The sequence below is a fragment of the Candidatus Poriferisodalis sp. genome (genome assembly GCF_965204125.1).
Classification (GTDB): domain Bacteria; phylum Actinomycetota; class Acidimicrobiia; order Acidimicrobiales; family Poriferisodalaceae; genus Poriferisodalis.
In genome coordinates this window covers 2144002-2167315 of record NZ_OZ241968.1, presented here as the reverse complement: position 1 = coordinate 2167315, position 23314 = coordinate 2144002, and the positions used below count along the sequence as shown (strand labels likewise).

At 69.1% G+C, this 23314-nt stretch carries 21 protein-coding genes and 1 tRNA gene; 7 read left to right on the top strand and 15 right to left on the bottom strand.

All coding sequences use genetic code 11. The features are described from left to right. Nucleotides 1–33: 33 nt before the first annotated feature. Nucleotides 34–279, top strand: a complete 246-nt coding sequence (locus tag ACOGXD_RS10135; protein WP_419914746.1) for a ribbon-helix-helix protein, CopG family — start codon at nucleotides 34–36, stop codon at nucleotides 277–279. Then, entirely contained in the window at nucleotides 273–596 is a 324-nt protein-coding gene (locus ACOGXD_RS10130) for a type II toxin-antitoxin system PemK/MazF family toxin (RefSeq protein ID WP_419914744.1), read from the top strand. Before ACOGXD_RS10135 ends, ACOGXD_RS10130 begins: the two co-directional genes overlap by 7 nt. A gap of 27 nt (nucleotides 597–623) precedes the next feature. Here the strand turns inward: ACOGXD_RS10130 and ACOGXD_RS10125 are convergent, their stop codons facing one another. Together ACOGXD_RS10125 and ACOGXD_RS10120 are read right to left on the bottom strand one after the other, a co-directional pair. After that, entirely contained in the window at nucleotides 624–1013 is a 390-nt protein-coding gene (locus ACOGXD_RS10125) for a type II toxin-antitoxin system death-on-curing family toxin (RefSeq protein ID WP_419914742.1), read from the bottom strand. Continuing rightward, nucleotides 1010–1213 carry a hypothetical protein gene (locus ACOGXD_RS10120; protein ID WP_419914740.1) on the bottom strand — a complete coding sequence of 68 codons (204 nt, stop codon included), beginning with the start codon at nucleotides 1211–1213 and terminating at the stop codon, nucleotides 1010–1012. The genes ACOGXD_RS10125 and ACOGXD_RS10120 overlap by 4 nt, the downstream gene beginning before the upstream one ends. 176 nt (nucleotides 1214–1389) lie before the next feature. On the opposite strand from ACOGXD_RS10120, the gene ACOGXD_RS10115 reads away from it, so the two are divergent. Next, the gene (locus tag ACOGXD_RS10115; protein WP_419914738.1) at nucleotides 1390–2388 is read left to right on the top strand and encodes a hypothetical protein; all 999 of its coding nucleotides are present in this window, start codon (nucleotides 1390–1392) and stop codon (nucleotides 2386–2388) included. Here the strand turns inward: ACOGXD_RS10115 and ACOGXD_RS10110 are convergent. From ACOGXD_RS10110 to ACOGXD_RS10095, 4 genes are all read right to left on the bottom strand, one after another. Then, the gene (locus ACOGXD_RS10110; protein ID WP_419917389.1) at nucleotides 2385–3524 is read right to left on the bottom strand and encodes a carboxylate-amine ligase; all 1140 of its coding nucleotides are present in this window, start codon (nucleotides 3522–3524) and stop codon (nucleotides 2385–2387) included. The genes ACOGXD_RS10115 and ACOGXD_RS10110 overlap by 4 nt on opposite strands. A gap of 91 nt (nucleotides 3525–3615) precedes the next feature. Then, on the bottom strand, nucleotides 3616–4512 hold the full coding sequence (locus ACOGXD_RS10105) for a class I SAM-dependent methyltransferase (protein ID WP_419914736.1): 897 nt from the start codon (nucleotides 4510–4512) through the stop codon (nucleotides 3616–3618). Between the two features lie 106 nt (nucleotides 4513–4618). Then, on the bottom strand, nucleotides 4619–5326 hold the full coding sequence (locus ACOGXD_RS10100; RefSeq protein WP_419914734.1) for a ribonuclease HII: 708 nt from the start codon (nucleotides 5324–5326) through the stop codon (nucleotides 4619–4621). 44 nt (nucleotides 5327–5370) lie between these two features. Beyond that, nucleotides 5371–7851: a hypothetical protein gene (locus ACOGXD_RS10095; RefSeq protein ID WP_419914732.1), complete on the bottom strand. Its 2481-nt coding sequence runs from the start codon at nucleotides 7849–7851 to the stop codon at nucleotides 5371–5373. 119 nt (nucleotides 7852–7970) lie between these two features. Here ACOGXD_RS10095 and ACOGXD_RS10090 point away from each other — a divergent pair, with 119 nt between their 5' ends. Further along, nucleotides 7971–8627, top strand: a complete 657-nt coding sequence (locus ACOGXD_RS10090; RefSeq protein ID WP_419914730.1) for a hypothetical protein — start codon at nucleotides 7971–7973, stop codon at nucleotides 8625–8627. After that, entirely contained in the window at nucleotides 8624–9367 is a 744-nt protein-coding gene (locus ACOGXD_RS10085) for a PIG-L deacetylase family protein (RefSeq protein WP_419914728.1), read from the top strand. The genes ACOGXD_RS10090 and ACOGXD_RS10085 overlap by 4 nt, the downstream gene beginning before the upstream one ends. Before the next feature lie 6 nt (nucleotides 9368–9373). Here ACOGXD_RS10085 and ACOGXD_RS10080 read toward each other — a convergent pair whose 3' ends face one another. Both ACOGXD_RS10080 and ACOGXD_RS10075 read right to left on the bottom strand, forming a co-directional pair. Next, nucleotides 9374–10930, bottom strand: a complete 1557-nt coding sequence (locus ACOGXD_RS10080) for a DNA-methyltransferase (RefSeq protein WP_419914726.1) — start codon at nucleotides 10928–10930, stop codon at nucleotides 9374–9376. A gap of 49 nt (nucleotides 10931–10979) precedes the next feature. Continuing rightward, nucleotides 10980–11723 (bottom strand): alanyl-tRNA editing protein, encoded by a 744-nt coding sequence (locus ACOGXD_RS10075; protein WP_419914724.1) that lies wholly within the window; start codon nucleotides 11721–11723, stop codon nucleotides 10980–10982. Between the two features lie 77 nt (nucleotides 11724–11800). Here ACOGXD_RS10075 and ACOGXD_RS10070 point away from each other — a divergent pair, with 77 nt between their 5' ends. Next, nucleotides 11801–12607, top strand: coding sequence for an endonuclease/exonuclease/phosphatase family protein (locus ACOGXD_RS10070; RefSeq protein ID WP_419914722.1), 807 nt, complete (start codon nucleotides 11801–11803; stop codon nucleotides 12605–12607). Between the two features lie 10 nt (nucleotides 12608–12617). Here ACOGXD_RS10070 and ACOGXD_RS10065 read toward each other — a convergent pair whose 3' ends face one another. From ACOGXD_RS10065 to ACOGXD_RS10035, 7 genes are all read right to left on the bottom strand, one after another. Then, nucleotides 12618–13634: a helix-turn-helix transcriptional regulator gene (locus tag ACOGXD_RS10065; protein WP_419914720.1), complete on the bottom strand. Its 1017-nt coding sequence runs from the start codon at nucleotides 13632–13634 to the stop codon at nucleotides 12618–12620. Continuing rightward, complete coding sequence (locus ACOGXD_RS10060; protein ID WP_419914718.1) at nucleotides 13631–14677, bottom strand: helix-turn-helix transcriptional regulator; 1047 nt, start codon at nucleotides 14675–14677, stop codon at nucleotides 13631–13633. Before ACOGXD_RS10060 ends, ACOGXD_RS10065 begins: the two co-directional genes overlap by 4 nt. 78 nt (nucleotides 14678–14755) lie before the next feature. After that, nucleotides 14756–17134: a xanthine dehydrogenase family protein molybdopterin-binding subunit gene (locus ACOGXD_RS10055; protein ID WP_419914716.1), complete on the bottom strand. Its 2379-nt coding sequence runs from the start codon at nucleotides 17132–17134 to the stop codon at nucleotides 14756–14758. Continuing rightward, complete coding sequence (locus ACOGXD_RS10050) at nucleotides 17131–18621, bottom strand: FAD binding domain-containing protein (RefSeq protein ID WP_419914714.1); 1491 nt, start codon at nucleotides 18619–18621, stop codon at nucleotides 17131–17133. Before ACOGXD_RS10050 ends, ACOGXD_RS10055 begins: the two co-directional genes overlap by 4 nt. Nucleotides 18622–18750: 129 nt before the next feature. Beyond that, nucleotides 18751–20430, bottom strand: coding sequence for an AMP-binding protein (locus ACOGXD_RS10045; protein WP_419914712.1), 1680 nt, complete (start codon nucleotides 20428–20430; stop codon nucleotides 18751–18753). A 100-nt stretch (nucleotides 20431–20530) separates the two neighbouring features. Beyond that, nucleotides 20531–20603: transfer RNA gene (locus tag ACOGXD_RS10040), tRNA-Glu, on the bottom strand. 48 nt (nucleotides 20604–20651) lie between these two features. After that, nucleotides 20652–22265, bottom strand: a complete 1614-nt coding sequence (locus ACOGXD_RS10035) for a DUF3179 domain-containing (seleno)protein (protein ID WP_419914710.1) — start codon at nucleotides 22263–22265, stop codon at nucleotides 20652–20654. 109 nt (nucleotides 22266–22374) lie between these two features. Between ACOGXD_RS10035 and ACOGXD_RS10030 the strand changes: the two genes are divergently transcribed. Next, entirely contained in the window at nucleotides 22375–23253 is an 879-nt protein-coding gene (locus ACOGXD_RS10030) for a polysaccharide deacetylase family protein (RefSeq protein ID WP_419914708.1), read from the top strand. The last annotated feature ends 61 nt before the right edge of the window (nucleotides 23254–23314 follow it).

The following is a 23314-nucleotide window of genomic DNA, read 5'->3' as shown; positions in this document are numbered from 1 at the left end:
CCGAGTCCGGGACATATGCCATACCATATGGTCATGGCTCGACGCGAAGTGCTCGTTCAACTCGACGACGAACTCATCGAACGCCTCTCGGAGATCGCCACTGCCGAGGGAACAAGCAGGTCGGCACTGCTCCGCCGAGGCGCACGCGCGGTCATTGATGCAGCAGACCTGGCCGCCGCCGATGCCGAACTAGTCGCTGCATACCGTCGCGAGCCCCAGGAACCGGCACTCGTCGAGGCAGCGACGCGTCTGGCGGCCGAGACAGCGACCCCGTGGTAGCCCGCAACGAGATCTACTGGGGCGATCTGGGAGAGCCAAGCGGCCGACGACCCGTCGTCGTGCTGTCAAGAGACGCCGCGGCCTCTGTGCTGACGGCAGTTGTGTGCGCTCCCATCACACGCACGATGCGAGGCATCCGCTCAGAAGTGGAGGTCGGCACAGACGAAGGACTGCCGCAGCCAAGCGCGATCAGCTGCGACAACCTCCTCACCGTGCCGATCACCCGCCTCGACGCCAACCCGGTCGGCCAGCTCGACACAGTCAAGCGAGCCCAGCTCGACCAAGCCCTCCGCTACTCCCTCGACATTGCCTACTGACGCCTCCACCTCGAGCAGATCTACCGGTCACGCGCGACTACCCATGGCGCGTAGGGCGGCTGCGATGTCGTCGACGCCGATGTCGCTTGAGGCGACGGTCATGACGAGGTCGTAGACGGCATCGTTGCTGGCTACGGTCACGCTGGCGTCGTTGACTTCCAGGAGGACGGCTGCGGCTAGCCAGCCGAGTCGCTTGTTGCCGTCTACGAGCGGGTGGTTGTTGACCACCGAGTGCAGCAGTGCCGCGGCTTTGGTCCAGGCATCAGGGTACGCGTCTTCGCCGAATGCGGAGGCCTGGGGGCGTGCCGCTGCGGCACCTAGGAGGCCTAGGTCTCGAATCGGCGGTGGATCGCCGAGCAGCCGGCGGGCCAGCTCGACGAGGTCTTCGGTGTCGAGGTACTCGAACGTCTCGTTCACTCGCCTAGACGGCGCAGCGCTTCAGCGTGACGATCCATGACGAGGTCGGCTGCAACTGCGACACGGTCGCGATGCTCCGCCTTGGCCACGTACTCGCGCACGGCACGCCGAGCGGCTTCCTGCATCGAGGTGCCATCCAGCGCGGCTCGCTGACGCAGTGCCTCCTGCTCGTCATCGGTCAGCCTGAGCGTCATCGCCATAGATGGAATGGTATCAAATCGATATCACTGGTCCGTGACTGGCCGTCGAATTCTGGACACGCTCAAGCCGGGAAGCGGGCGCGCTGGTTGCGCGCTGGTGCTTGGTGCCGCCAGATTCGTCCGGTGCTGCGATATACCGGAACCTCAGTGAGCTTGCCTGCCGTCATGGCGGATTCATGACGAACCGACTTGTTGCCGCGATGGCCTTTGCTGCCTTGGTGATCTCGGTGCTGTCGTTGTTCGTGGCGTTGAGCGGGACCGAGGTGGAACCGGCACGAACGACAGCCGATGTGGCCGCTGCGCCGACCGTGGCGGAAGCCGACGACGAACCGGCGATGTCGTCGCCGCCGGCCACGACGACAGGCACGTCGGCGGATGCTGGGACGCCTTCGGCAACTGTGGTCACCGCTACCACAGCAGCTCCGGCCGAGCCTGCCGCCACGACGACACCTGACGACGCGCTGCCGGGCACTCCGGCAGCATTCGGGCCGGCGGCCGGCACGCGACTCGGTGTCATCGGCGTCGCCCACGACGACTGGCTCAACGTGCGCGACGTTCCCAATGGCGAGGTCGTCGCAACACTGACGCTGCAACTCTCGCCGCAGTCGCCTGCGGAGAGCGCGCTGCTGGTCCGCGATGCCGAAGCCGAAGCGGCGTTCGCGAGGATCGGCGTCGCAGGAGTGACCGCGACCGGCCGCTCCCGCGACCTCGCCACGAGCACCTGGCACGAGATCCGGGCGGGCCCGATCGTCGGCTGGGCCAGCTCGAACTACCTGGCACCGCTGTCGCCGGCGACCGCCCTCGACATCACCGCACAGGTCATCACCGACATCGACGGCCCCGCGACCTCCGAGGCGTTCGCAGAGCTTGTCGACCAGGTCGTTGCAACGGTCGCCTCACAAGAACCGCAATCGCGTGTCAGGACCGCTTCAGCACCCGACGCATCGGGAGATCTCCTGGAAATCGTTGTCGATGTCGTCGGCCAGCCTGACGACTCGGTGCGCGGCTACCGGCTGCTGATCATCGCTCAGATGGCCGCTGACATCCGGGCCTTGGATGCCGACGGCGGCGGCGACTTCACCACCGACTTGGGGCCGTACACGCTGCACAGCGTGCTTGCGACTCCGCTGTGCTACAGCCACCGCGGAGTCGGCACAGACGGCATCTGCAACTAGTCGTCGGCGGGCGGCGCCAGCGTGTCGCCGATGAGGTACTGCACCACTTCGGCGAGGGCCTCGTCATGATCGGCGCCGTCATCCAACGCCCCTTGATAGACGGCGAGCTGACGATTCGCTGACGTGCCGTGCTCGCATATGGCGCGGAGGTGGCGGACCTCATCCACGCATCCGAGCGCCTCGGCATCGGGCGTCACCAGTTCGATGAGCTCGTCGGCCAGGTGGTCGTACGGCACCAGCGTGCCCTTGCCGAAGTCGATCAACGAGCCGCCGATGCCGTAACGCTCGGCGCGCCATAGGTTCTCGCCGATGAGGAAGTTGGCGTAGCCGCGCCAACGCTGGTTCTCGGTTCGCAGCCGCCACAGCATCCGCAGCAGGCAGACGTACGCGGCTGCGATGGCGATGGTGTCCTCCATGCGGGTCGGCAGGTCGGTGACCCGCATTTCCAAGGTCGGATAGCGCTCCGAGGGCCGGATGTCCCACCAGACCTTCGACGAGTCCTCGATGATCCCGGCGTTCACCAGCACATCGACATGGCGACGGAACTCCGCCCACGAGTCGAACTTCGGCGGCAGGCCGGTGCGCGGCAGCGTCTTGTACACCGCCGACCGGTAGCTGGCCAGCCCGGTGTCGCGACCCTGCCAGAACGGCGACGAGGTCGACACAGCCAGCAGGTGCGGCAGGAAGTACGTCACCTGGTTCATCAGGTCGATGCGCAGCTCGGGGTCTTCGATGCCCACGTGCACATGCAGGCCCGAGATGACGAGCTGACGCGTGATGTCCTGGAGATCGTCGGCCAGAACCCGGTAGCGCTCCTTGTCGGTGATCTGGAGCTCCTCCGGTCTGGCGAACGGATGGGTGGACGCGGCAATCGGCGCAAGCCCATGTTCCGCAGCGGCCTCGGTGACCGCGAGCCTCAGCAGGCCGACATCGGCGCGCAGGTGCTTCATGTCGCGGCAGATGCCGGTGCCGATCTCGATCTGCGCGCTGAAGAGCTCCGGGCTCACGAGCCCGTGGCGCAGCTCGGCCACCCGTTCGATCAGCCCGGGCGGTTGGGCCTGCACCAATGCGCCGCTGTCGCGGTCGACGAGGAGATATTCCTCCTCGATCCCTATCGTCCAGCTCGGTTCGTCGATCATCGCCCGCGAGTGTGCCAAACCCGTGCCTTCTGCCGTCGCGCCGGTTGAGCCTCGCAACAAGCGGGAGCGCTGGCGACCGTCTGCGGGATCAGTTGCGCGCCGTGACGATCCACGCAGCGGCAGGGAAGACCACGCCCTTCGGCGTCTCGAAAGGCGCGAGCGCTGCAATGACGGCGTCCTTCGCTTGAGCGTGCAATTCGGGCGGGTGCCCGGCCAGCGCCCGCCGGGCGATGCCCAGGTCCATGGCGAATTGCGCAGTGTCGGCAAGCGTGCTGCCCACGCCGTACAGCACCTCGGTCTCGAACGACTCCAAGCCAGCGTCCGACCACCCCGCTGCACCGAGCATGTCGCTCACGAAGTCGGGATCGGCAAATGCGAACGGATCCACTGCCGGCCCCCCGCCGTCGGGCATCTCCACGATCTCCAGCACTGCCTTGTTGACAGTGACCAGCCACGGGTTCTGGCGCGGCGTCTGCCAGCAGACGAATGCAAGCTGCCCGCCCGGCCGCGTGGCGGCGCGCAGATTTGCGAACGCTGCCGCCGAATCAGCGAAGAACATCACGCCGAAGCGCGAGAAGACGAGGTCGAAGCCGCCGAAGACCCCGTTGCGGCCCGAGGCAGCAGCACCGAGCGCGGCGATGTCCGCCGTCTGGGCGTCTGCGATCTCGAATGCGATCGGCGCCGTCTCAGGACGCTCGGCGGCATGCGCAGCGCCGCGCCGGCGGGCCACGTCGATCAGCGTCTCGCTGATGTCGAGGCCCAGCACCGAACCGCCGACGCGCTCGCTCCACTGCAGCGTCGTCTGGCCGCAGCCGCAGCCCACGTCCAGCACGTTGGCTTCCGTCGGCAGGCCCTCCACGGTCTCCATCGCCGCTAGGCCGATGTGGCCGAGCTGGGCGTCCAGCCGCTCCTGCTCCTGCACCCACACGTCTGCGTTGCGCCAGAACTCGCGCTGCTGGGCGTTGGGGTCGTCGTTCACACTCATTAGGGGCCTCTCCGTGAAGCTGCCTTCTTCTAGCAGCCTGCGTCCGCGGCTTCATTCAGGCGCGGTGCGTGACCTGCCGCCGACGACCGCTCGCCGGGACGGCCGCTCAGAACAGCGTCGTGTCGGGCCCGGCGAAAGCCTTCGAGTAGGTGGCGAGCGCTGTCTCGGCGTCGTTGTGGGTGGGGTTCGGCACCGGCTCGGCGTCGGGCAGCGCATCGGTGAACGACCAGCTCAGCCGGTGGATAGCGCACGGTCCGTGGGTGGCCAGCGCGGCACGGTGGACCGGCGCGGGATAGCCCTTGTTCGACTCGAACCCGTAGGGCGGGAAGTCGCCGGCCAGCACGGTCATGATCCGGTCTCGCACCACCTTGGCCATGATCGAGGCCGCCGCGATCGACAGGCAGCGCCGGTCGCCCTCCACGAGCGCCCGGCTGGGACGCCAGTCCACGAAGTTGAAGTTGCCGTCGAGCAGCACGCGGTCCGGCTCGGCCGGCAGCAGGTCCAGGGCCCGGCGGGTGGCCAGCCGCAGTGCATCGGTCATGCCCAGTTCGTCGCACTCGGCGGCGGTGGCGTGCCCCACCGACCACGCACGGGCCCAGTCGTCGATGCGCTCGAAGAGCTGCTCGCGCACCTCAGGGCGGAGCTCCTTGGAGTCGCGAATGCCGTTCACGCGTCCGTGCGGAGAAACCACGACCGCGCCGACGGTCAACGGGCCGGCCCAAGCGCCGCGGCCAACCTCGTCCACGCCCACAACGGTCGTCTCGCCGGCGTCCCAGCAGTGCCGCTCGAACGTAAGGCTCGGCCGCGCCGTCATGAATGTGAACCTAGTTGCCGACCCTGTGCCGGTCGGAAAACCGGTTAGGGCGCGCGCGGGGGTGCGAGGAGCGTCTCGCCCTGCCAGCCCGTTGCCGCGAACGCCGGGTCCAGCCCAGGCGCCTTGACTGCGGGCGGGTCGCCGTCCGGATCGTGCGGCGCAACTTCCCACAGCAGCGCCGGCCGCTCGCCGTGCCAGCGCACCGCCCACGACACAGCGCCGATGCGCGTCGGCACGCTGTGCACCTCGACCGGCTGGCCCAGCCAGGCCGCCGGCCACTGCGCCGCCAGCCGCAGGCTGGGTGATTCGCGGCCTGCTCCCCCGCGGCTGGCAGCACCGTTGTCGGGCACGTCGACCAGCAGTCGCAGCAGTGTCCGCACGAACAGGCCGCCCACCACCAAGTCGTGCCCCGTCCCGTTGGTGCCCGTGCGCAGCGTCGGGTGCATGTAGGTCGGCCAGTTCAGCGTCGGCGACGCCGCCGAGACGAGCGTCTCGAGGCGCTCGAAAGCGCGCCTGGGTGCCGGTCGAGCCTCGGCGAAGGCCAGCAGCGCGGTGGCCACCAGGTCGTGACCGCACGACGCTGCCGTGTCGGCCACGAAGTCCGCAGGCGTGCCCTCGGCCGGCTCGGCCCCCACGAACGGCAACGGCGGCGCCCACGGCACCGCGGCATGGATCCACAGCCCGGTGTCATGCGACAGCCATTCCCAACGCTGGCTCGGTGGTGCGGGCATCTCGTCCCACGACGCCTCCCACGGCGAGCGTCCCAATCCATCGCGGTAGAACGACGTGGCTTCCTTTGGGTCGGCACCGCCGTCGGCAGCATGCGGGCCAGCGCGGCGGCGTCCTCGGCGGCTGGCACGCGAGCCCGCTGAGCCAGCCACGTCCACGCGCAGTGCCTCGGGCAGGGACATCGCCTCGCGCTGCAAGGCAATCGCCGCACGTTCAGCGCCGAGCCGCAGCAGCAGCCGGTGGCTGGCTCGCAGTCCCTCCCGGATCGTCCATGCCTCCTCGCGGCGCTCTGCTTCGCGTGTCAGCAGCCATCGTGCCGCTGCCGTCACGAATTCCGAGATGCCCTCCGCAAGCTCCAGGTCGGGATGCAGCGAAAGCAAGTGCTCGGCCAGCACCAGCGTGGTACCGGTCACCGAGAGTCCCATGCTGCTGGTCTCGCCCGAATAATCCTGCGCCTGGGCCTGGCGCAGCAGAAGATCCCGCGCTTGCTGAGGCATGCCAGATTCGACGAGCATCAGCAGCTGCACCAGATCGTCGCCAGCGAACTGCGCATCGGTGTGCACCGCCGGGGCAAGCATCGGGCCCACGACGCCGGGACCGTCATCGCAGGGCGCCGTCGAGAGCAGCTGCGCCGAGCGTGCCGAGAGCGCAGCGTCGGCCAGTCGACCGCCAGGCAGTTGGAGACGGCAGCCCGCGTCGACACGCAGGCGCCAGCCATTGGCCACCCGATCCACGGCGGGCACCGCGTCGAGAACAGCGGCGCCGAGTGCGGGGCTGCCGGCGTCGTCCCATTCGAAGGCTGAGCCTCGCTCGACAATGGCGGCGCGCAGCGTCGCTCCCGCAACCAGCGGGAAGATCGCCGCTGCATTGGCCAGGTGCTGCGGGCACCGCTCCGAAACCTGAGGCCGCTCTGGCTGCGGCATCGATGCGGGCTCGGATCGCGGCGTCGATGCTGCGTCCTCGAGCGACGTGCTACCCCCGATGCTGACCGATACTGAACTCGGCTGTCCCGTCGCGGCCTGTTCGCCGGCTTCCACCAGCACGGCGGCGCAATCAGCCCCGTGACTGCCGACTACTGCGTCACCCGGTGCGCGATCGAAGATCACAGCCGCACGGTTCACCGTATGGCGATCGTCATCGTCGAGCGTCATCACCCGGCCGTCAACGGTGATCTCGTCGATGCCCCACGCGTTCGACCACTCCCAGATCTGGTCGTCCTCATGCTGGAACGCACCCAAGTGGTACGGCCGTGCAGCGAGCGCAACCGCCACGGGCGCAGGCGTGCGATTGGTGATCTCCACCACGAACACTTCGGGAATAGCGCTCGTGCGGTCTCCAGTCGTCCGCGGACCTCGCTGCCGCCTGACGTGCCGTTCAGCGTCAGCGAGCTGGACGGAAGCGCCCCGGGCCGCCGCAACCCGATGCACCACATCGCCGCCGCCGACGCGCAGCACGGTCTCGACCACCGGCATCCCGTCCACCAAGCGCTGCCGCACCGCAGCCGCCCGCGACGGGAATACCCACTCCTCGCCGGCGCGCACCCACCAGTCCAGCGACCAGCCTCCAAGCACCACCAACCCCCGGGGATCCACTGCGGCCCGGTCGAACGTCTCCGGCATGCCGATGGTCGTCCATGAGCGGCCCACCGTGTTCGCCAGCACGGTGTCCACGACCTGATGAGCGTCGAGCCAGTAGCGGACCCTGCTGGGCTCCGGTGCATACGCAGCCGTTCTCGAGTCGAGCTGGCGCTCGGCCCACCACGGTCGCACCCACTCATCGGGAGGCTCAGTCAGCACCGTCATGTCCTAGCAAACCGGGGCCCGCCGGCCGAGCCGGATCCGTCGTCGGACGACGCAGCCTGTTGCCGGCACCTGCCCTGCCGTCAGATCCAAGCGTGCCCATACACTCGCCGCGGGTGACTGATCGCGGCGACATCGAAGCGGTGGTGCTGATCCCCGTGAAGGACTTCGAGCTGGCCAAGGGCCGGCTCGCCCCGCAGCTTCCTGCCGGTGAGCGGGCCGAGTTGGCTCGTTCCATGGCCTCGCGGGTCGTGCAAGCCGCCGGTGGCATGCCAGCGCTCGTGGTGTGCGACAACGACGAGGTGGCCGAATGGGCTCATTCAGTGGGGGCCCATCCGCTCCGCATTGAAGTGCGGGGACTGAATGGCGCCCTCACAGCTGCCCTCGAGCGATTGTCGGCCGCAACGCCAGACGAATCACCGCCCTGGCGACACTCGACCGGCAGCGACGCCGCATCCGATGGCCGCTGGCCGCAGCACGTCGTGATCGCCCACGGTGATCTGCCCCGGGCCGAAACCCTCGAAGGACTGGCCGAGCCGGGCGCTGTGACGATCGTGCCCGACCGGCACCTCGACGGCACCAACGTGATGGCGCTGCCGTTGGGCACCGGCTTCGAGCTTCACTACGGGCCTGACTCGTTCAGTGCTCATTGCGACGAAGCGCGGCGCTGCGGGCTCGACTTGCAGGTACGGCGGGTCGCAGCGCTGGAATTCGACATCGACACACCCGACGATCTCGCGGCATACCTCGCCGATGCCGACGACCAGCGATGACCGCTGACACCGGCTTCTCGATTGACTTGGCGGTGCCGGCGTCGGCACTGGTGATTGCCGCGCACCCTGATGATGCCGAGTTCGATTGCGGAGCGACGCTGGCCAAGTGGGCGGCTGCCGGCGCCATCGTGCACCACTTCATCTGCACTGACGGTTCGAAGGGCACGTGGGACCCTGAGTGCGACCAGACAGCGCTGGTGCGAACCCGCCAGGACGAGCAGCGGGCCGCCGCCGCAGCATTGGGCGCCACGGGCGAGGTGCGCTTCGGCGGCCACGTCGACGGCGAGCTCGACAGCGACCTCGCGACCCGTGCGCAGCTCGCGCAGGTCATCCGGGAGCTTCGGCCCGCCGTGATTCTGGGCCACGACCCCTGGAAGCGCTACCGGCTCCATCCCGATCATCGCCACGCCGGACTGCTGGCAGTCGAGGGCGTGGTAGCAGCACGCGACCCGTTCTTCTTCCCTGAGCAGGGCCTGCCGCCGCACCGCCCCGACGAGCTGCTTCTGTTCGAAGCCGACGAGCCCGACCACGCGGAGAACGTCGAGGGCTGGACTGCGGCCAAGACCGCTGCGCTGCTCTGCCACCGCACCCAATTCGTGACCACCCACGACATCACCGATCCTGACGATCCCAACCAAGTACAGCGCTTTGCCGACTGGGTGGATGCAGTGGCAGCGGCCAGCGGCCAACAGGCCGGGCTCGCCTACGCAGAGCTGTTCAAGCGCATCGACAGCGTCTGAGCTTCGCTAGGGCGCGGTGTCAATCTCGCCGTCGTCCCAGAAGCCGGCGAGCAGGGTCGCAGTTCCATCGGCATAGCTCGCGAGCCTGGCCACGTCAGCCTCGTCGAACAGCTCGATGACGTCGAAGACCGCAGTTGGTCCGAGCGTGCGCAGCGCACGGTCGCCCTCGGCACCCACACGGGGCAGGTGCGGCGTCAGCAGCAGCAAGCGTGCGCCGGGCTGGGCCGAGGCCAGCACGGATGCGCGCCCGAGTGCCTTCCACAGCGTTTCGGCGCGCAGCAGTCCCGGGCGCACCGTGGTGAACGCTCCCGCCACGTCAACCCACCATTCGCCTTTCGCACGGTCGGCCACCAGGAAGCTGAACTTCACACCAGAACCGCGCACCGTGGCGGGGCTGCGCACGATCTCGAATCCCGCTCCTTCGAGCAGTTCGCCGGCGATGTCGTGAGCCTTGCGACCGGCATCCACCGCTTGACGTACAAACGCGTCGGCTGTCATCGCGTCCGCAATTGCCTTCGGCGCGGCAGTGCTCAACTCGAACAACGGTGGCTGATTGCTGTTGGGTGGCGTGTCGGGCGGAGCCGAGGCTGCCGCAGCGACGCGTGCGCGGGCCAAGTCCACGTAATCGGGGTTCAGGTCGTAGCCCACCGGCCGCCTGCCGCACAGCACGCTCGCCACCAGCGTGGTGCCCGAGCCCATGAACGGGTCGAGCACCAGGTCGTCCTCGTAGGTGTACAGGTCGATCAGGCGCCGGGGCAGCTCCAGCGGGAACGGCGCCGGGTGCCGCACCCGCTGCGCGCTCTCGGGCCCCATGTCCCACACGTCGAGCGTGGCTTCCATGAACTCATCGGTGGACAGGCTGCTGCGGTGCGGCAGTCCCTCCTCCTCGCGCTGAGCGGCCGAGCGCGCCCGATCGAAGCGGCCCTTGCTGGCGATCACGATGCGCTCCGTGGTGTCACGCAGGGTCGGGTTGGACGGGCTGCGGAACGATCCCCACGCGCACGACCCGCTCGAGCCCTTGCTCTTCTGCCACACGATCTCGCCACGCAGCAGCAGGCCGAGCTCCTCGAAGATCCGGGCCACGTCGCCGGACAGACTGCGGTAGGGCTTGCGGCCGAGGTTCGCCACGTTGACGGCCATGCGTCCACCCGGCTCAAGCACCCGCACGCACTCGGCGAACACGTCGCGCAGCATGTCGAGGTAGTCGAAATAGCTGGTGGGGATGCGGCTGTCGGTGCCGGCGGCGATGGCATCTTCGTACGACTTGCCGACGAAGTACGGCGGTGAGGTGACCACCAGCGCCACAGAGGCATCTGGAAGCGCTGTCATCTGCCGGGCGTCGCCGCAGAAGCAGCCGTCGCCGATGCGCTCAGCAAGCTCGGCATCGAAGTCAGGCCCGCGAGCCACCGTGTCGTCATCGGACAGGACGGGCGGGGTGAAGCGGGCGTAGAAGGCCGACGCATCGTGGCCCTCGCGTCGGGAAGCGCCGAATCGCGACGTCGCCGTGCGGCGAGCGGAGGGCGTGGCCAGGCGCGTTGCGCCCAGCGGCTCCCGGGGAGTCATTTGTTCCAAGGTACCGAACAGACGCGCGCTCGCCAAGAGCGGGCAGCCGCTAAGCGTCGTGGAGCACCATGCGGACGCGCTTGTTGCCCTTGCCCTTCGATTCAGTCTTGGTGATCTCGAAGCGGCCCACGGCGCCCGTGGACGCCACATGGGTGCCCCCGTCGGCTTGGCGGTCGAGCCCCACGATGTCCACCACCCGTATGTCAGTCACCCACTCGGGGATCAGGTTGACCTTCGTGCGGATCAGTTCGGGATCGGCCAGCGCCACTGAGCGTTCCAGGAAGCTCACCGCGATGGGCCGATCCGCGGCGATCTCGGCGTTCACCAGCTCGGTGACCCGCGTCGCGAAGCCCTCGGGCAGCGGGCTGAACTCGAAGTCCATGCGCGCGGCCAGCGGTTCCATGTTCCCGCCGGTCACCAGCACGCCCCACTCGTTCCAGATGACCCCGCACAAGATATGCAGAGCGGTGTGCGTGCGCATGAGCCGCAGGCGGCGCTCCCAGTCGACCGTGCCGGTGACTGCGGTTCCCTCCGGCGGAGGCTGGCCGTCGACCCAGTGCCAGATGAGGTCACCTTCCTTGCGGACGTTGTGCACCTGCCAGGTGTTGCCGCCCTGATCGGCGAGCGTGCCGGTGTCGTGGGGCTGGCCGCCGCCGGTGGCGTAGAAGACGGTTTGATCAAGCGCTACGGCGTCGTCTCGCACGGCGACCACGGTCGCCTCGGCGCTCTGCTGGTACGCGTCGCGCAGGTAGATCTGGTCGGTGGCCTGTTCGGCGTTCAATGCGGCAGTCATCGGCGCAGACGATACGCCGCCAGACCCCGGCACCGTTCAGTCGGCCCGACCGTGGCGGCGGCCGTTACGGTGACGCCGTGCGCATCGTGACCTGGAACCTGTGGTGGCGCTTCGGCGACAACTGGGAGGCCCGCCACGGGGCCATCGCCGCCACCCTCGCCGCACTCGACGCCGACATCGTGTGCTGCCAGGAGATCTGGGCCGAGCGTGACGGCGCGAACCAGGCCGACCTGCTCGGCGAGACGCTGGGCATGAACGTGGCACACCACCCGCGCTTCGGGCGGCGAGGACTGTCGTTCAGCAACGCGATTCTGAGCCGCACAGCGATCATCGAATCCAGCTCCCACTCGCTGGCGGTCGGCGACCCCGCGTCGCCCGAGGGCCAGCAGTCTGGGCACCGGACGGCAGTCGTGGCCCGGATCGCCCGCGGCGACGGCGAGATGACGGTCATCTGCACGCACCTCGAGCACCGCTTCCATCTCAGCGAGATCCGCCAGGCACAGGTGGCCACGCTGTGCGAGTTGGCAGCGCCCCATCACGATCCCGAGGGGTTCCCGATCGTGATGGCAGGCGACTTCAACGCCGTCCCGAGCTCCGAGGAGATCCGGTTGCTGACCGGCGAACGCCCGCCGCCAGTCTCCGGGCTGGTCTGGAGCGACGCGTGGGCGCAGGCGGGCGACGGCCCAGGCTTCACATGGAGCGGCCAGAACCCCTACCTGCACCAAGCCATGTGGCCGAATCGGCGCATCGATTACGTGTTCGTGTCGACACCGCGCCCGGTTCCGGGGGGCAACATCACGAGCGTTCGGCTGCTCGGCACTGAGTCGGTGGACGGCGTGGTGCCTTCCGACCACTACGGGCTGGTCGTGGATCTGGTCGACTGAGCCGGCGGCGTCAGGTCGCGTAGAGCGCCAGGATCGACGCAGCGGCGGCACTGCCCGCCTCGGCCAGTTCGGGCGGCAGTTCCGCCGCGTTCACGACGTGCGTCTCGGCGCCGAGGCGCAGCAGCATCTGGCTGAGCACGAGCGGACTGCGGATCGCGTACGTCACGATGCACCGGTCGCCGTCGTCGCGCACCTCCCGTGATGGGTATGCCTCCACTTGCCACAGGTCGCTGCGGGGAATCGACAGCACCACATCGGTCGTCTCGTCGGACTCGGCTGGCGCAACGGCACCAAGCTGGGCTGGATCGCCTGGCGCCTCGCGCGGCTCAGCCGAGTTGCTTGACGCCTCGCGGGGCTCGGCCGGACGGCCATGCAGCTCGCCGGTGTCGCTGCAGTCCTCGATGCGGTCGACCCGGAACGAGCGCAGGTCCTGCCGCAGGTGGCACCAGCCCCGCAGGTACCAGTGGCCGTCGGCCAGCGAGACGTCCAGCGGGTCCACTCGACGCTCGCTGACGGCGTCGGTGTTGGGCGTGTAGTAGTGGATGCTCACGGTGGTGCCGGCGCGCACGGCCTCCCGCAGCGTCGGCAGAGAGCGCGGCAGCGGCAGCTCCACCGACACCCGTACTCGCTCGCCGTACGCCGCACGCAGCTTGTCGAGCGCGGTCGCCAGCGCACCCGAGCGGTCGGCGCCGCGCATGGCCAGCGCCGACTGCCCGGCCACCAGGATCCCGAACGCCTGCGGCACCGACAGGTTGAGCGGCCGGTCCAGCATCGCTCCCGGCTCGACATGCACCCACGCCTCGCCGGCGGCGTCGTCGCCGCCGAACACGACGATGCCCAGATTCTCATACGCGCTTGCGCCGGCCACCTCGTAGCACATGGCCGCGAGCAGCAGGTCGTACACGGCGGTCGGCCGCAGCTCGAATCGCTCGGCGATGTCGCCCACCGTGGCACCGCCCCGCTCCACCACCCACGGAACGATGGCCAGCAGGCGCTCGATCTTCGCCGATGTGCTGGGCCCCCTCACCGGTCTGCGTCCCCAGCCTCGCCTGCCAACTCTCGCAGCCACGACGTGATCTCGCCTACCAGCTCCGTCGGCGATTCCACGACGGCGTGGCGGCCCATGTCCAGCAACCACACCCGAAATGCGGCCCGGTTGCGCACTCGAACCGTCACCGTCACCGAACCGTCGTCATGCCGCTCGACGACGCGGCCTCGTTCGGCCGTGGGCTGCTGCGCCATGGTGGCGTCGATCCGCACCCGGGCTTCGAAGTCGTCGCCGAAGTCGATCTCCATCGGCTCGCTCGGCAGCAGCGCTGCGACGTCGACATCGGCGCGGGCGAATGCCTCGCGCTCCCCCACCTCCGCGTCGCTCTCCATGCGATCCACCCGGAACGTCTTCACCACGTCGTCTTCGCGTGCGGCCAGATACCAATAGCCGGCCCGGCACAGCAGGCCGAGCGGCTGCGCGTCGCGACGCCGCCCCCCATACGCGAAACGGACCACGGCTCGCTCGGCAGACGCGGCGGCCAGCTTCGGCAGCAGCGACCCGGCGGTCTGCTGCGCGGCGGCCGTCTCCAGCGCCACGTCCGCCGACAGCGATCCGCTTTCCGCGCCGACAGCGCCTTCACCCTCCGCTCCGCCTCCCGTTGCCGCCCCACCCTCGCCGGCCGGAGCGGTCTCGGTGCTCGTGAGCTTGGCGACGGCTTCGAGATCCCAGGTCTCGCCGATGTCCACCCGAGCGGCAGCGAAACGCAAGGCGAGCTGCTCGTCGGCGGTCAACTGCAGGTCAGGCAGGAAGTAGTCCTGGCGCCGGATCGTGTAAGCGGTGGCGCCGTCGTGGGTGATCGCCTCGGTGATCCGTACGCCGAGGTTTCGGATCAGCGCCTTGTCACGCTCGAACGAGGCGCGTGCGCTGTCCAGCTGGCGCTTGTCGGTAATGCCGTCGGGCGCATACAGCCCGGTGTCGCGCCAAATCTCCTCACGCGTCTGGGGCACGTCGCGAGCCAGCAGGTACATCATCAGCTCCATCACGCGCTCGGTCGCGTCCGGGCGTGGTCTCGCTGCCACGCTCGGGAGTGTAGGACTGCGCAATCGGGCGCCCCGATGAGTTTCAGGGCCGGAGTCGGAGCGTCGGAGACTGGGGTGTCAGCCGTTGACGCCGGCGGATCGGAGCGCCGCCCAGACCCGCTCCGGCGTCAGGGGGAAGTCGTCCATCCAGACACCGGTTGCGTCAGCGAGCGCTGCGGCCACGGCCGGTGCGTAGGGAATGACGCCCATCTCGGCCATGCCGCGGGCACCGAAGGGACCCAGCGGGTCGGCCAACTCCAGCACCACGCTTTCCGTTGTGACGGGAATGTCGCCGATGCCCGGGATCAGGTAGGTGCTGAACCTTGGGTTCAGCAAGCGACCGTCCCGGCTGCGCAGATGCTCGCTGAGCACGTGGCCGTGGGCTTGGGCCACTGCGCCCTCGATCTGGCCGACCACGAAGCGCGGGTTGATCGCCCGGCCCACGTCGTTGGCGCTGATCACCCGGTCGATGCGGATGTGGCCGGTGTCGATGTCGACGGTCAGCTCGACGTGCTGGGCGACATAGCCGTAGGTGAAGTTCGGGGTGCCCTCGCCGGTCTCGGGGTCGAGCTCGGTGGTCGGCGGGGGCGTGAAGCGGAAGTGCCCGATGGCCGGCCGGGCGCCCTCGCGCCATGCCTTCTCGGCTTCCTCGGCGGCACCCAGGATCGAGTTGCCCGCCATCCACGTCAGACGCGACGCCGACGCCGACCCCGAGTCGCCCGACGTACCGGTGTCACTGAAGCGCCCCACGACCCTGGACGGGTCGACGCCGGTCGCCTCGGCAGCCATCTGCAAGAACGCGGTATGCGCGCCCTGGCCGACATCAGCACCGGCGTGGGCCAGCTCGACCGATGCCGGCAGCTCGTCGTCTGGCTCGCCATGCAGCACGATCGTGGCCTCGCAGCGCTCGGGAAAGCCGAAGGAGAACCCGACGTTCTTGAATGCGCAGGCGAAGCCGCGGCCGCGGCGCAGCGACGACGGCCGCGCCGGCAGCGAAACGAACGGGCTGAACAACGCCGCTTTGTCGGGCATCTGGTCGTCGGACTCTGGACTGCCAGCGTCGCTGCCTGGGTCGACGCTGCCCGAGCGGGCCGGTAGCGCTGCGGCGTGGGCGCAGGCCTCGATCACCTCGGGCATCGTCACGCCGGCCGGCATCGGCGTGTGGGCGATGCTCGGCGAACCCTCGCGCAGGGTGTTGACACGGCGGATGTCGATGGGGTCCATGCCCAGTGCCTCGGCCAGCTTGTTCACCTGGCATTCCACGGCAAAGGCCGCCTGCGGAGCGCCGAAGCCCCGGAACGCTCCCCCGGGCGTGGCGTTGGTGTACACGACATGGGTGTCGATGGCGGCGTTGGGCAGCTCATAGGGCCCGCCGAGGCCCAGGTGCAGGTTGCCCATCACCTTGTTGGAGGTGTAGTTGTAGGCGCCCGCATCCAGCCAGGCTTCGGCTTGCGCTGCGGTGATCTTGCCGTCGCGGTCGGCGCCCCAGCGGGCCCAGATGCGCCCACGGTGCCGCTTGTGATGGCCGACGATCGACTCCTCACGCGACCACTGCATGGCCACCGGCCGGTCGATGCCCCGTTCGGCCAGCCGGGCGGCGGCCAGCGCCAGGATGATCTGCATCGACGTGTCCTCGCGCCCGCCGAAGGCGCCGCCGATGGCCGGGTAGCGCACCCGGATGTGCTCTTCGGGCAGGTCGAGCGCGTGGGCGATCTGCTCACGGTCCTCGTGCACCCACTGGCCAGCGATCTCGACATTGACGATGCCCTCGGCGTCCACCCATGACGTGCCCGCTTCGGGCTGCAGGTAGGCGTGTTCCTGGTAGGGCACCTCGTAGGTGGCCTCGACCGTCACGGCGGCGGCGGCCCAGCCGGCATCGAGGTCGCCCTTGCGGGTGCGCATCGATTCGTACAGGTTGGACCCGATGCCCTCGTAGGGGTGCACGAGCGGCGCGTCGGGCGCCAGCGCCGCATCCAGGTCGGCCACGACCGGCAGCGGCTCCCACTCGACCTCGATGGCGGTCGCGGCGGCACGCGCTTGGTCGAGGCTCTCGGCGACGATCAGCGCCAAGTGGTCGGCCTCCCAGCGAGACACGTCGCAGGGCACTGGACTTCGGCCCGTGTGGTCGAGACCGATGAAGACGGGCTGGTCGAACTTGGTCAACCCATACTCGTTGCAGGGCACGTCGGCAGAGCCGAGCACCGCGACGACGCCCGGTGACTGTTCGGCGGGACTGAGGTCGAGGTGTCGCAGCCGGGCATGGGGCTGGTCGGTGAACACTGCGAAGGCCCACAGCGCATCGGCGGGAATGCGGTCCGCCGGGTAGCCGGCCAGCCCGGCGACCTTGGCAGGACCGTCGGCACGCGGCGGCGATTGGCCAGTACCGCCCGCCGTGGCTGGCGGCATCTCCAGCTCGATGACCGCACCGGTCTCGCCGGGAGCGGCGCCCTCCCTCACGACGAATCCCCGGCGGCGTGCACGGCTGCTGCGTCACTCGAAGCGGACTGCACTGCTTCGATGATCGAGCAGTAGCCGGTGCAGCGGCATAGGTTGCCCGACAGGCCGACGGTGATCTCTTCGGGCGTGGGCTCCGCAATCTCGTCGAGTAACGCCACGGCGCTCATCACGAAGCCCGGCGTGCAAAACCCGCACTGGGCACCGCCGGTGTCGACCATGGCCTCCTGGAACGGATGCAGGTCGCCAGCCGGCGAAGCCACGCCCTCGACCGTGGTGATGTTGGCCCCGTCTGCTCGGCCTGCAGGCACCAGGCAAGAGAACACGGCGGCGCCGTCGAGATGCACCGTGCAGGCGCCGCACTCGCCTTCGGCGCAGCCCTCCTTGGTGCCGGTCAGCCCGAGATCGTCGCGCAGCCAGTCCATGAGCGTCTTGCCGGCGGCACCTGCTGCGCTGCGCCGCACGCCGTTCACCGTGGCGGTGACGGTGTCGCGGGGCTCGGCCAACGCCGTCGATGCCGGTCCGGCATCAGCCGCGCTCGCTGTCAACGCCAGCCGTGGCGCTCGGCGGGGCCAGCGGTCGGCTTCGGTGTTGCTGGCCAGTGCCGTGATCGCTCGGTCCACTACGACGCCGACGGTGTGCGCGCGGTACTCGGCGCTGCCGCGGATGTCGTCGATGGGCGTTGCCGCCCGGCATGCAGCAGCCGTGATGTCGGCGTGGGCCTCAGCCAGCCCCCGACCGGCGGCAAGCTCGGCCGCGTCGGGCACGGTGATGATGGTGGGCGCGACGCTTCCGAGTGCAACTACGAGATCAGCCACTCGGCCGCCGTCAAGCTCCACAACCGCGGCGGCATGCACCACCGAGATGGCCTGCGCCCTCCGCAAGCCGAGCTTCACGAAAACGCCGCGCCGGCCATCGGCCCGGCTCGACCCGTCGAGGGCATCGAAGCCGATTGCGGTGACGATCTCGTCGGGCTCGAGCACGGTCTGACGGAAGCCGGCAAAGAACTCGTTGATCGGAACTGTTCGCTCGCCGCGCACCGAGGTCATAGTGACTGCAGCGTCAAGCGCCACGAGCGCCGAGATGGTGTCGTTGGCCGGGCTGGCCGTGACGATGTTGCCGACCACGGTGGCCCGGTTGCGCAGCGGCGGCGAGCCCACCTCTAGGCACGCCTGCGCTAGCGGCAGGCCGGCCGTGCGCATCGGCGCCGAAGCGATCACGTCGGCATGGGTCACGAGCGGCCCGAGCGTGGCCCGCCCGCCGTCGTAGGAGATCCGGTCGAGACCCGCCAGTCCCGAGATGTCCACCAGCAGTTCCACGCCCGAGCGGGCTCCGCGGGAGAGCTCAAGCATGAGGTCGGTGCCGCCGGCGATCAGCCGCGCCGCGGCGCCGTGCAACGAGAGCAGCTCAGCCGCCTCGTCGAGCGATGCGGGGGCCGCATATCGGCTTGGCAGCGGGACTGCCCGCTGCACCTCATGAAGCTCAAACATGCCGCACTCAAGGGTGTCAGATTGCGCCGTCAGCAGAGAACGCATTGCGCTGATGCACTTCGTGCTTCTCGTTCATGTGGCCCGTTCGCACGCGATGGGGTTCACCGGCCGCTCGGGCTTCGGCTTCGTCTACCGGCCCAGCATCTGGCGCTGGACCTTGCCGAGGGCGTTTCGGGGCAGCGCTGCGATGCGGTGGGTGCGGCGGGGCCGCTTGTAGAAGGCGAGGCGTTCGCCCACGAAGTCCTTCAGCTCGTCGTGGTCGAAGTCGCGTTCTGCGACCACATAGGCCACCACCACCTCGCCCCACTCGGGGTCGGGCTCGCCGCCGACCGCGCATTCCACGACATCGGGGTGCGAGGCGACGACTTCCTCAACCTCGCGGGGGTACACGTTGAAGCCGCCGCAGATGATGAGCTCTTTGGCACGACCGACGATGCGCAGGTAGCCGTCGTCCCACTGGCCGAGATCGCCGGTGCGGAACCAGCCGTCGCTGAACGACGCTGCGTTGTCGGCAGGGCGCTCCCAGTAGCCGGAGAACACGTTGGGTCCCCGCACCAGGATCTCCGCAGCGCCATCGGCCTCCGCGCCGTCGCCAGCCGTGGTGTCGGGACGAGCCGCCGCTGCGTCGTCAGCCGTCGCGGAGCCGCCGTCGCCGACGTCAAGCGCTTCAAGGCGCACTTCCACGCCGGGCAGCGGGAAGCCCACCGTGCCGGCACGGCGAGGCTCGTCGTGCGGGTTCGACACGAGCATGACGGTCTCGGTCATGCCGTAGCGCTCGATGACGTGCTGCCCGCTGGCTTCCCGCACGGCGTCGTGCAACTCCGCGGGCATGGGTGCCGAACCCGACGCGCACAGCCGCAGCGCAGACAGCTCGGCAGCCCGCGGCGACGCCACCAGCCGGGAGTACATGGTGGGCACGCCGAAGAACATGGTCGCTCGGTGCTCTTGAATCGCATCGAAGACGGCATCGGGCTCGAACGTGGGCTGCAGAACGGCCCGAGCGCCCACGGTGAGCGTGCCGTGCAGCCCCACGCCCAGCCCGTGCATGTGGAACAGCGGCAGCGCCAGCACGAGCACGTCGTCGGGCGTCCAGCGCCACGCCAGCTCCAGCGCCCGTACCGAGGACAGCAGGTTCGCATGGCTGAGCACCGCACCCTTGGGCCGACCGGTCGTGCCCGACGTGTACCCGATCAGTGCCGGCTCATCAGGCCGGCGCTGACGCGCGAACGCCAACAGATCGAATCGAGACCCTTCATGGGGTTCGGCACCGCCGCCGGGAACTACTGCATCAGCGCTGCCTGTGGCGTCTGCGCGAGCCGCGAGCAAATTGGCGGCGTCGAAGTCGCTGACCAGCACTGATGGATCGGCTTCGGCGATCCACTCCACCCACTCCCCGGGAGTGCCGACGCCTTCCATCAATGCCGCTGCGGGACGGCAGTCGTCCACCACGCCGCGCACCTCATCGGCCCGGTAGGCACCGTTCAGCGGCACCACCACCGCTCCCATCCCCAGCAGGGCCGCATGCGCCGCAACCAAACGAGACGAACTCGGACCGCTCATCAGCACGCGGTCGCCTGCGGCGATGCCCGCACCCGTCAAGCGCTCGGCAACCTCTTGGGCGCGCTTCAGCAGCCCGGCGCCGGTCACCCAGCCGTCATGCGCATCCCACACCTCGGCCCGCTGCGGATCGGACGACCAGCGGTCCAGCCAGACCGCCGGCAGCGTGCCCCCCACAAACAGATCAACCTCGGCAGCACTGCCACCCGCCGGCAGATGCCGGGACCAATGCGACTCCTGCCCATCGCTCATCTCGGGCTGCTCCCTCGGCACACCGGCAGCGGTGCCTGGCTCGCAGGAAGCTCAGCCGGGCCGACGCCCGCCGAGCCGCCCGAATCGAGCGGACATGGCGCACCCCCAACGGGATTCGAACCCGTGCCGCCACCTTGAGAGGGTGGTGTCCTTGGCCGCTAGACGATGGGGGCTGGTTGAGATGCGAAGGGTCAGCATACCCACCGCCCCAGATTGGGCCGCTAGCGCCCCTCGGCGGGGGGCCAGATCTCGGTGTCGGGGTGTAGGCCGTACCAGGCGAACCAGAACGACTGCGACGACACGATGCGCGGCAGCCTGACGTCGACGCCCGTGCGGCCGTCCACGCCGTTGACGCGCAGCTCGTCGTGCAGCACTCCCCCGGGCGCCACCTCCACGGCTGCTCCGTGGCGCCACGCCTCGGCTGGCACGCCGGCCACCTCGGCGGCGCTGTACACCCTGGCGCCGCCTTGGTTCGGCACGATCACCAGCGGTTCACCGCCCAGCACGTAGACGAAGGGACCTTCCTGCTCAAGCGCGGCCAATCCCAACGCCAACGTGTGACCGCCGCGGTCCACCGTGACGACTTCCTCCTTCAGTTCGAACACGTCGGGCGTCTCGAAGGTGGGGAACCACAGATCCTCGCTGGAGTAGTACGTGCGGTACGCCGCGCCCGGCGTGTAGTCGTAGGTGATCGGCGGACGCTCGGGCATCTCGGGGAAGTACGTGGGCGGGGGCGTATCGAGCGTGAACGTGCCAGGGTGATCGGCCAGCCAATCTGACCAGCGCGTCGTGGCCACCGGGAACTGCTCCAGCTTCGTGCCGGCTAGCGCGCCGGCGAACGCGGTGCCCGAGAGATGGTTCCACAGGCTCTCGGTCTCGTTGTCGATCATGATCTTGTTCGAGTCCATCAGCAGGCCCGATGTCTGGAACGACAGCACGTCGCCGTTGGGCAGCCGCCGGTCGAACATGAGCGCTGTGAGGCACAGGGTGCAGTAGCCGAGCGCCACCGGCACACCGCCGACCACGTCGTTCGCCAGCTCGTGGCGTGCCAGGAACCGCACCGGGTACGCCCCGGCTTCGGCGCCGATCACCACGCCCAGCACCAATTCCTCATCGGTCATGAAGTCGGCTTGGGCAGGGGTGAGCCGTTCAGGGTTGTTCAGCTCCGGAATGCCGCCCCGGCGCACCCCGCCGAACTGGATCGCGCCGAGCGTGACCCGGTCGGTGACCTGGGCGAGCATGTCCCCGAATCGGAAGTCGAGGTAGGCGTACAGCTCGCTCTTGAAGGTCTCGTAGCCCTCGCCGGGATCGATGCCGTTGGTGCGGTACCACGAGCCGTAGCGCACGTAGTCGGTGTTGAAGTCGCCTGAGCTCTCGATGCCCGTCAGCCGCTCCAGCGCCCCCATCGACGTATCGGAGACGTTGCGAGAACCGGCGGTGCGCATGATGTCCATGACCCAGGGCACCCACCGCTGGTCGCCGGTCAGGCCCATCTCGCCGGCGATGTTCGCGGCGAATGCGGTGTTCGGCAGCTCCAGGAACTCGTGGATCTTCTCGGTCAGCGTCAGCTCCAGGAACGGCCGACCGTCCTCGGTGCCCGGAAAGAACGGCTGGGTGGTCGGCGGCGGTGCCGTGTCGGAAGGCGTGGTGTCGGGCGGTCCCATGTCGTCAGCGGCGGGCTCGGTGGCCGCGGCGCTGTCTGCCGAATCGGCCGCCAAGGTCGACGACGTCGCTGGAGGCTCAGTCGGTGCAGAGCCATCGTCCGGGTCCGCCGAGGTCGAGCAGGCCGCGGCGAGCACGCTCACGGCGACCGCTGCGCAGATCAGCTTTCGCATACGCCGGCCGAGCCTATGGCAGCCGCCTGCTGCGCCACGGTCGGGCTGGTTGGGCTAGAACGGCAAGCGTGAGCGGCCGCTGCGGTGGCACCACGAAGGGGGAATCACGATGGACAACGGTGCAAGCAACGGGGCGATACCCGACAATCCGGCGGGGTACGTCTGCCTGACCTTCGACTTCGACGGACCGTCGCTGTGGATAGCCCGCCGCCAGACCACGCCGACGCCCATCTCACGCGGCGAGTTCGGTGCCGTGGCCGTGCCGAGGATCCTCAAGCTGCTCGCCCGCCACGACATCCCGAGCACGTTCTTCATCCCGGGCCACTCCATCGACACCTACCCCGACGCCGCCCGCATGGTGGTCGACGCCGGCTGCGAGGTGGGGCTGCACGGCTACGCCCATGAGTACAACCCCCGGCTCAGCGAGGACGAGGAGCGAGCCATCCTCGAGCGCACCTTCGCGCAGATCGAGTCGCTCACCGGCGCTCCGCCGAAGGGCTACCGGGCACCCTCGGGAGACATCAACCCGTGGACCATCGACCTGCTGATGGAATACGGCCTCAGCTACGACTCGTCGCTGATGGGCCACGACTACGCGCCGTACTGGCTGCGCACCGGCGACCAGTTCCCGCTGGACGGGCCGATGGAGTTCGGCGAGCAGGTCGACCTCGTGGAGCTGCCATTCAGCTGGCACCTCGACGACTACGTCCACCTCGAGTTCGTGACGTTCAAGAACACGATCCTGACCGGGCTGGAGAACCCCGGCACCATGTTCGACACGTTCCTGTCGGATGTGAAGTGGATGACCAGCGAGGTGCAGCACGGCGTGTGCACCGTCACGTTCCACCCGCAGGCGATCGGCCGGGGCGGGCGCCTGTACGAGATGGAGCGCTGGATCGAGCAGATGACCGACTTAGGCGTGAGCTACACCCGCATGTGCGACGTGGCCGACGCCTGGCGGGGCGGGCGTCAGCTCGGCATCGAGTAACTGCCGCACATTTCTTCCCGCTCTTGTTCGCTGCGCTCACGGGCCGCTCGGGCCCGGGGCT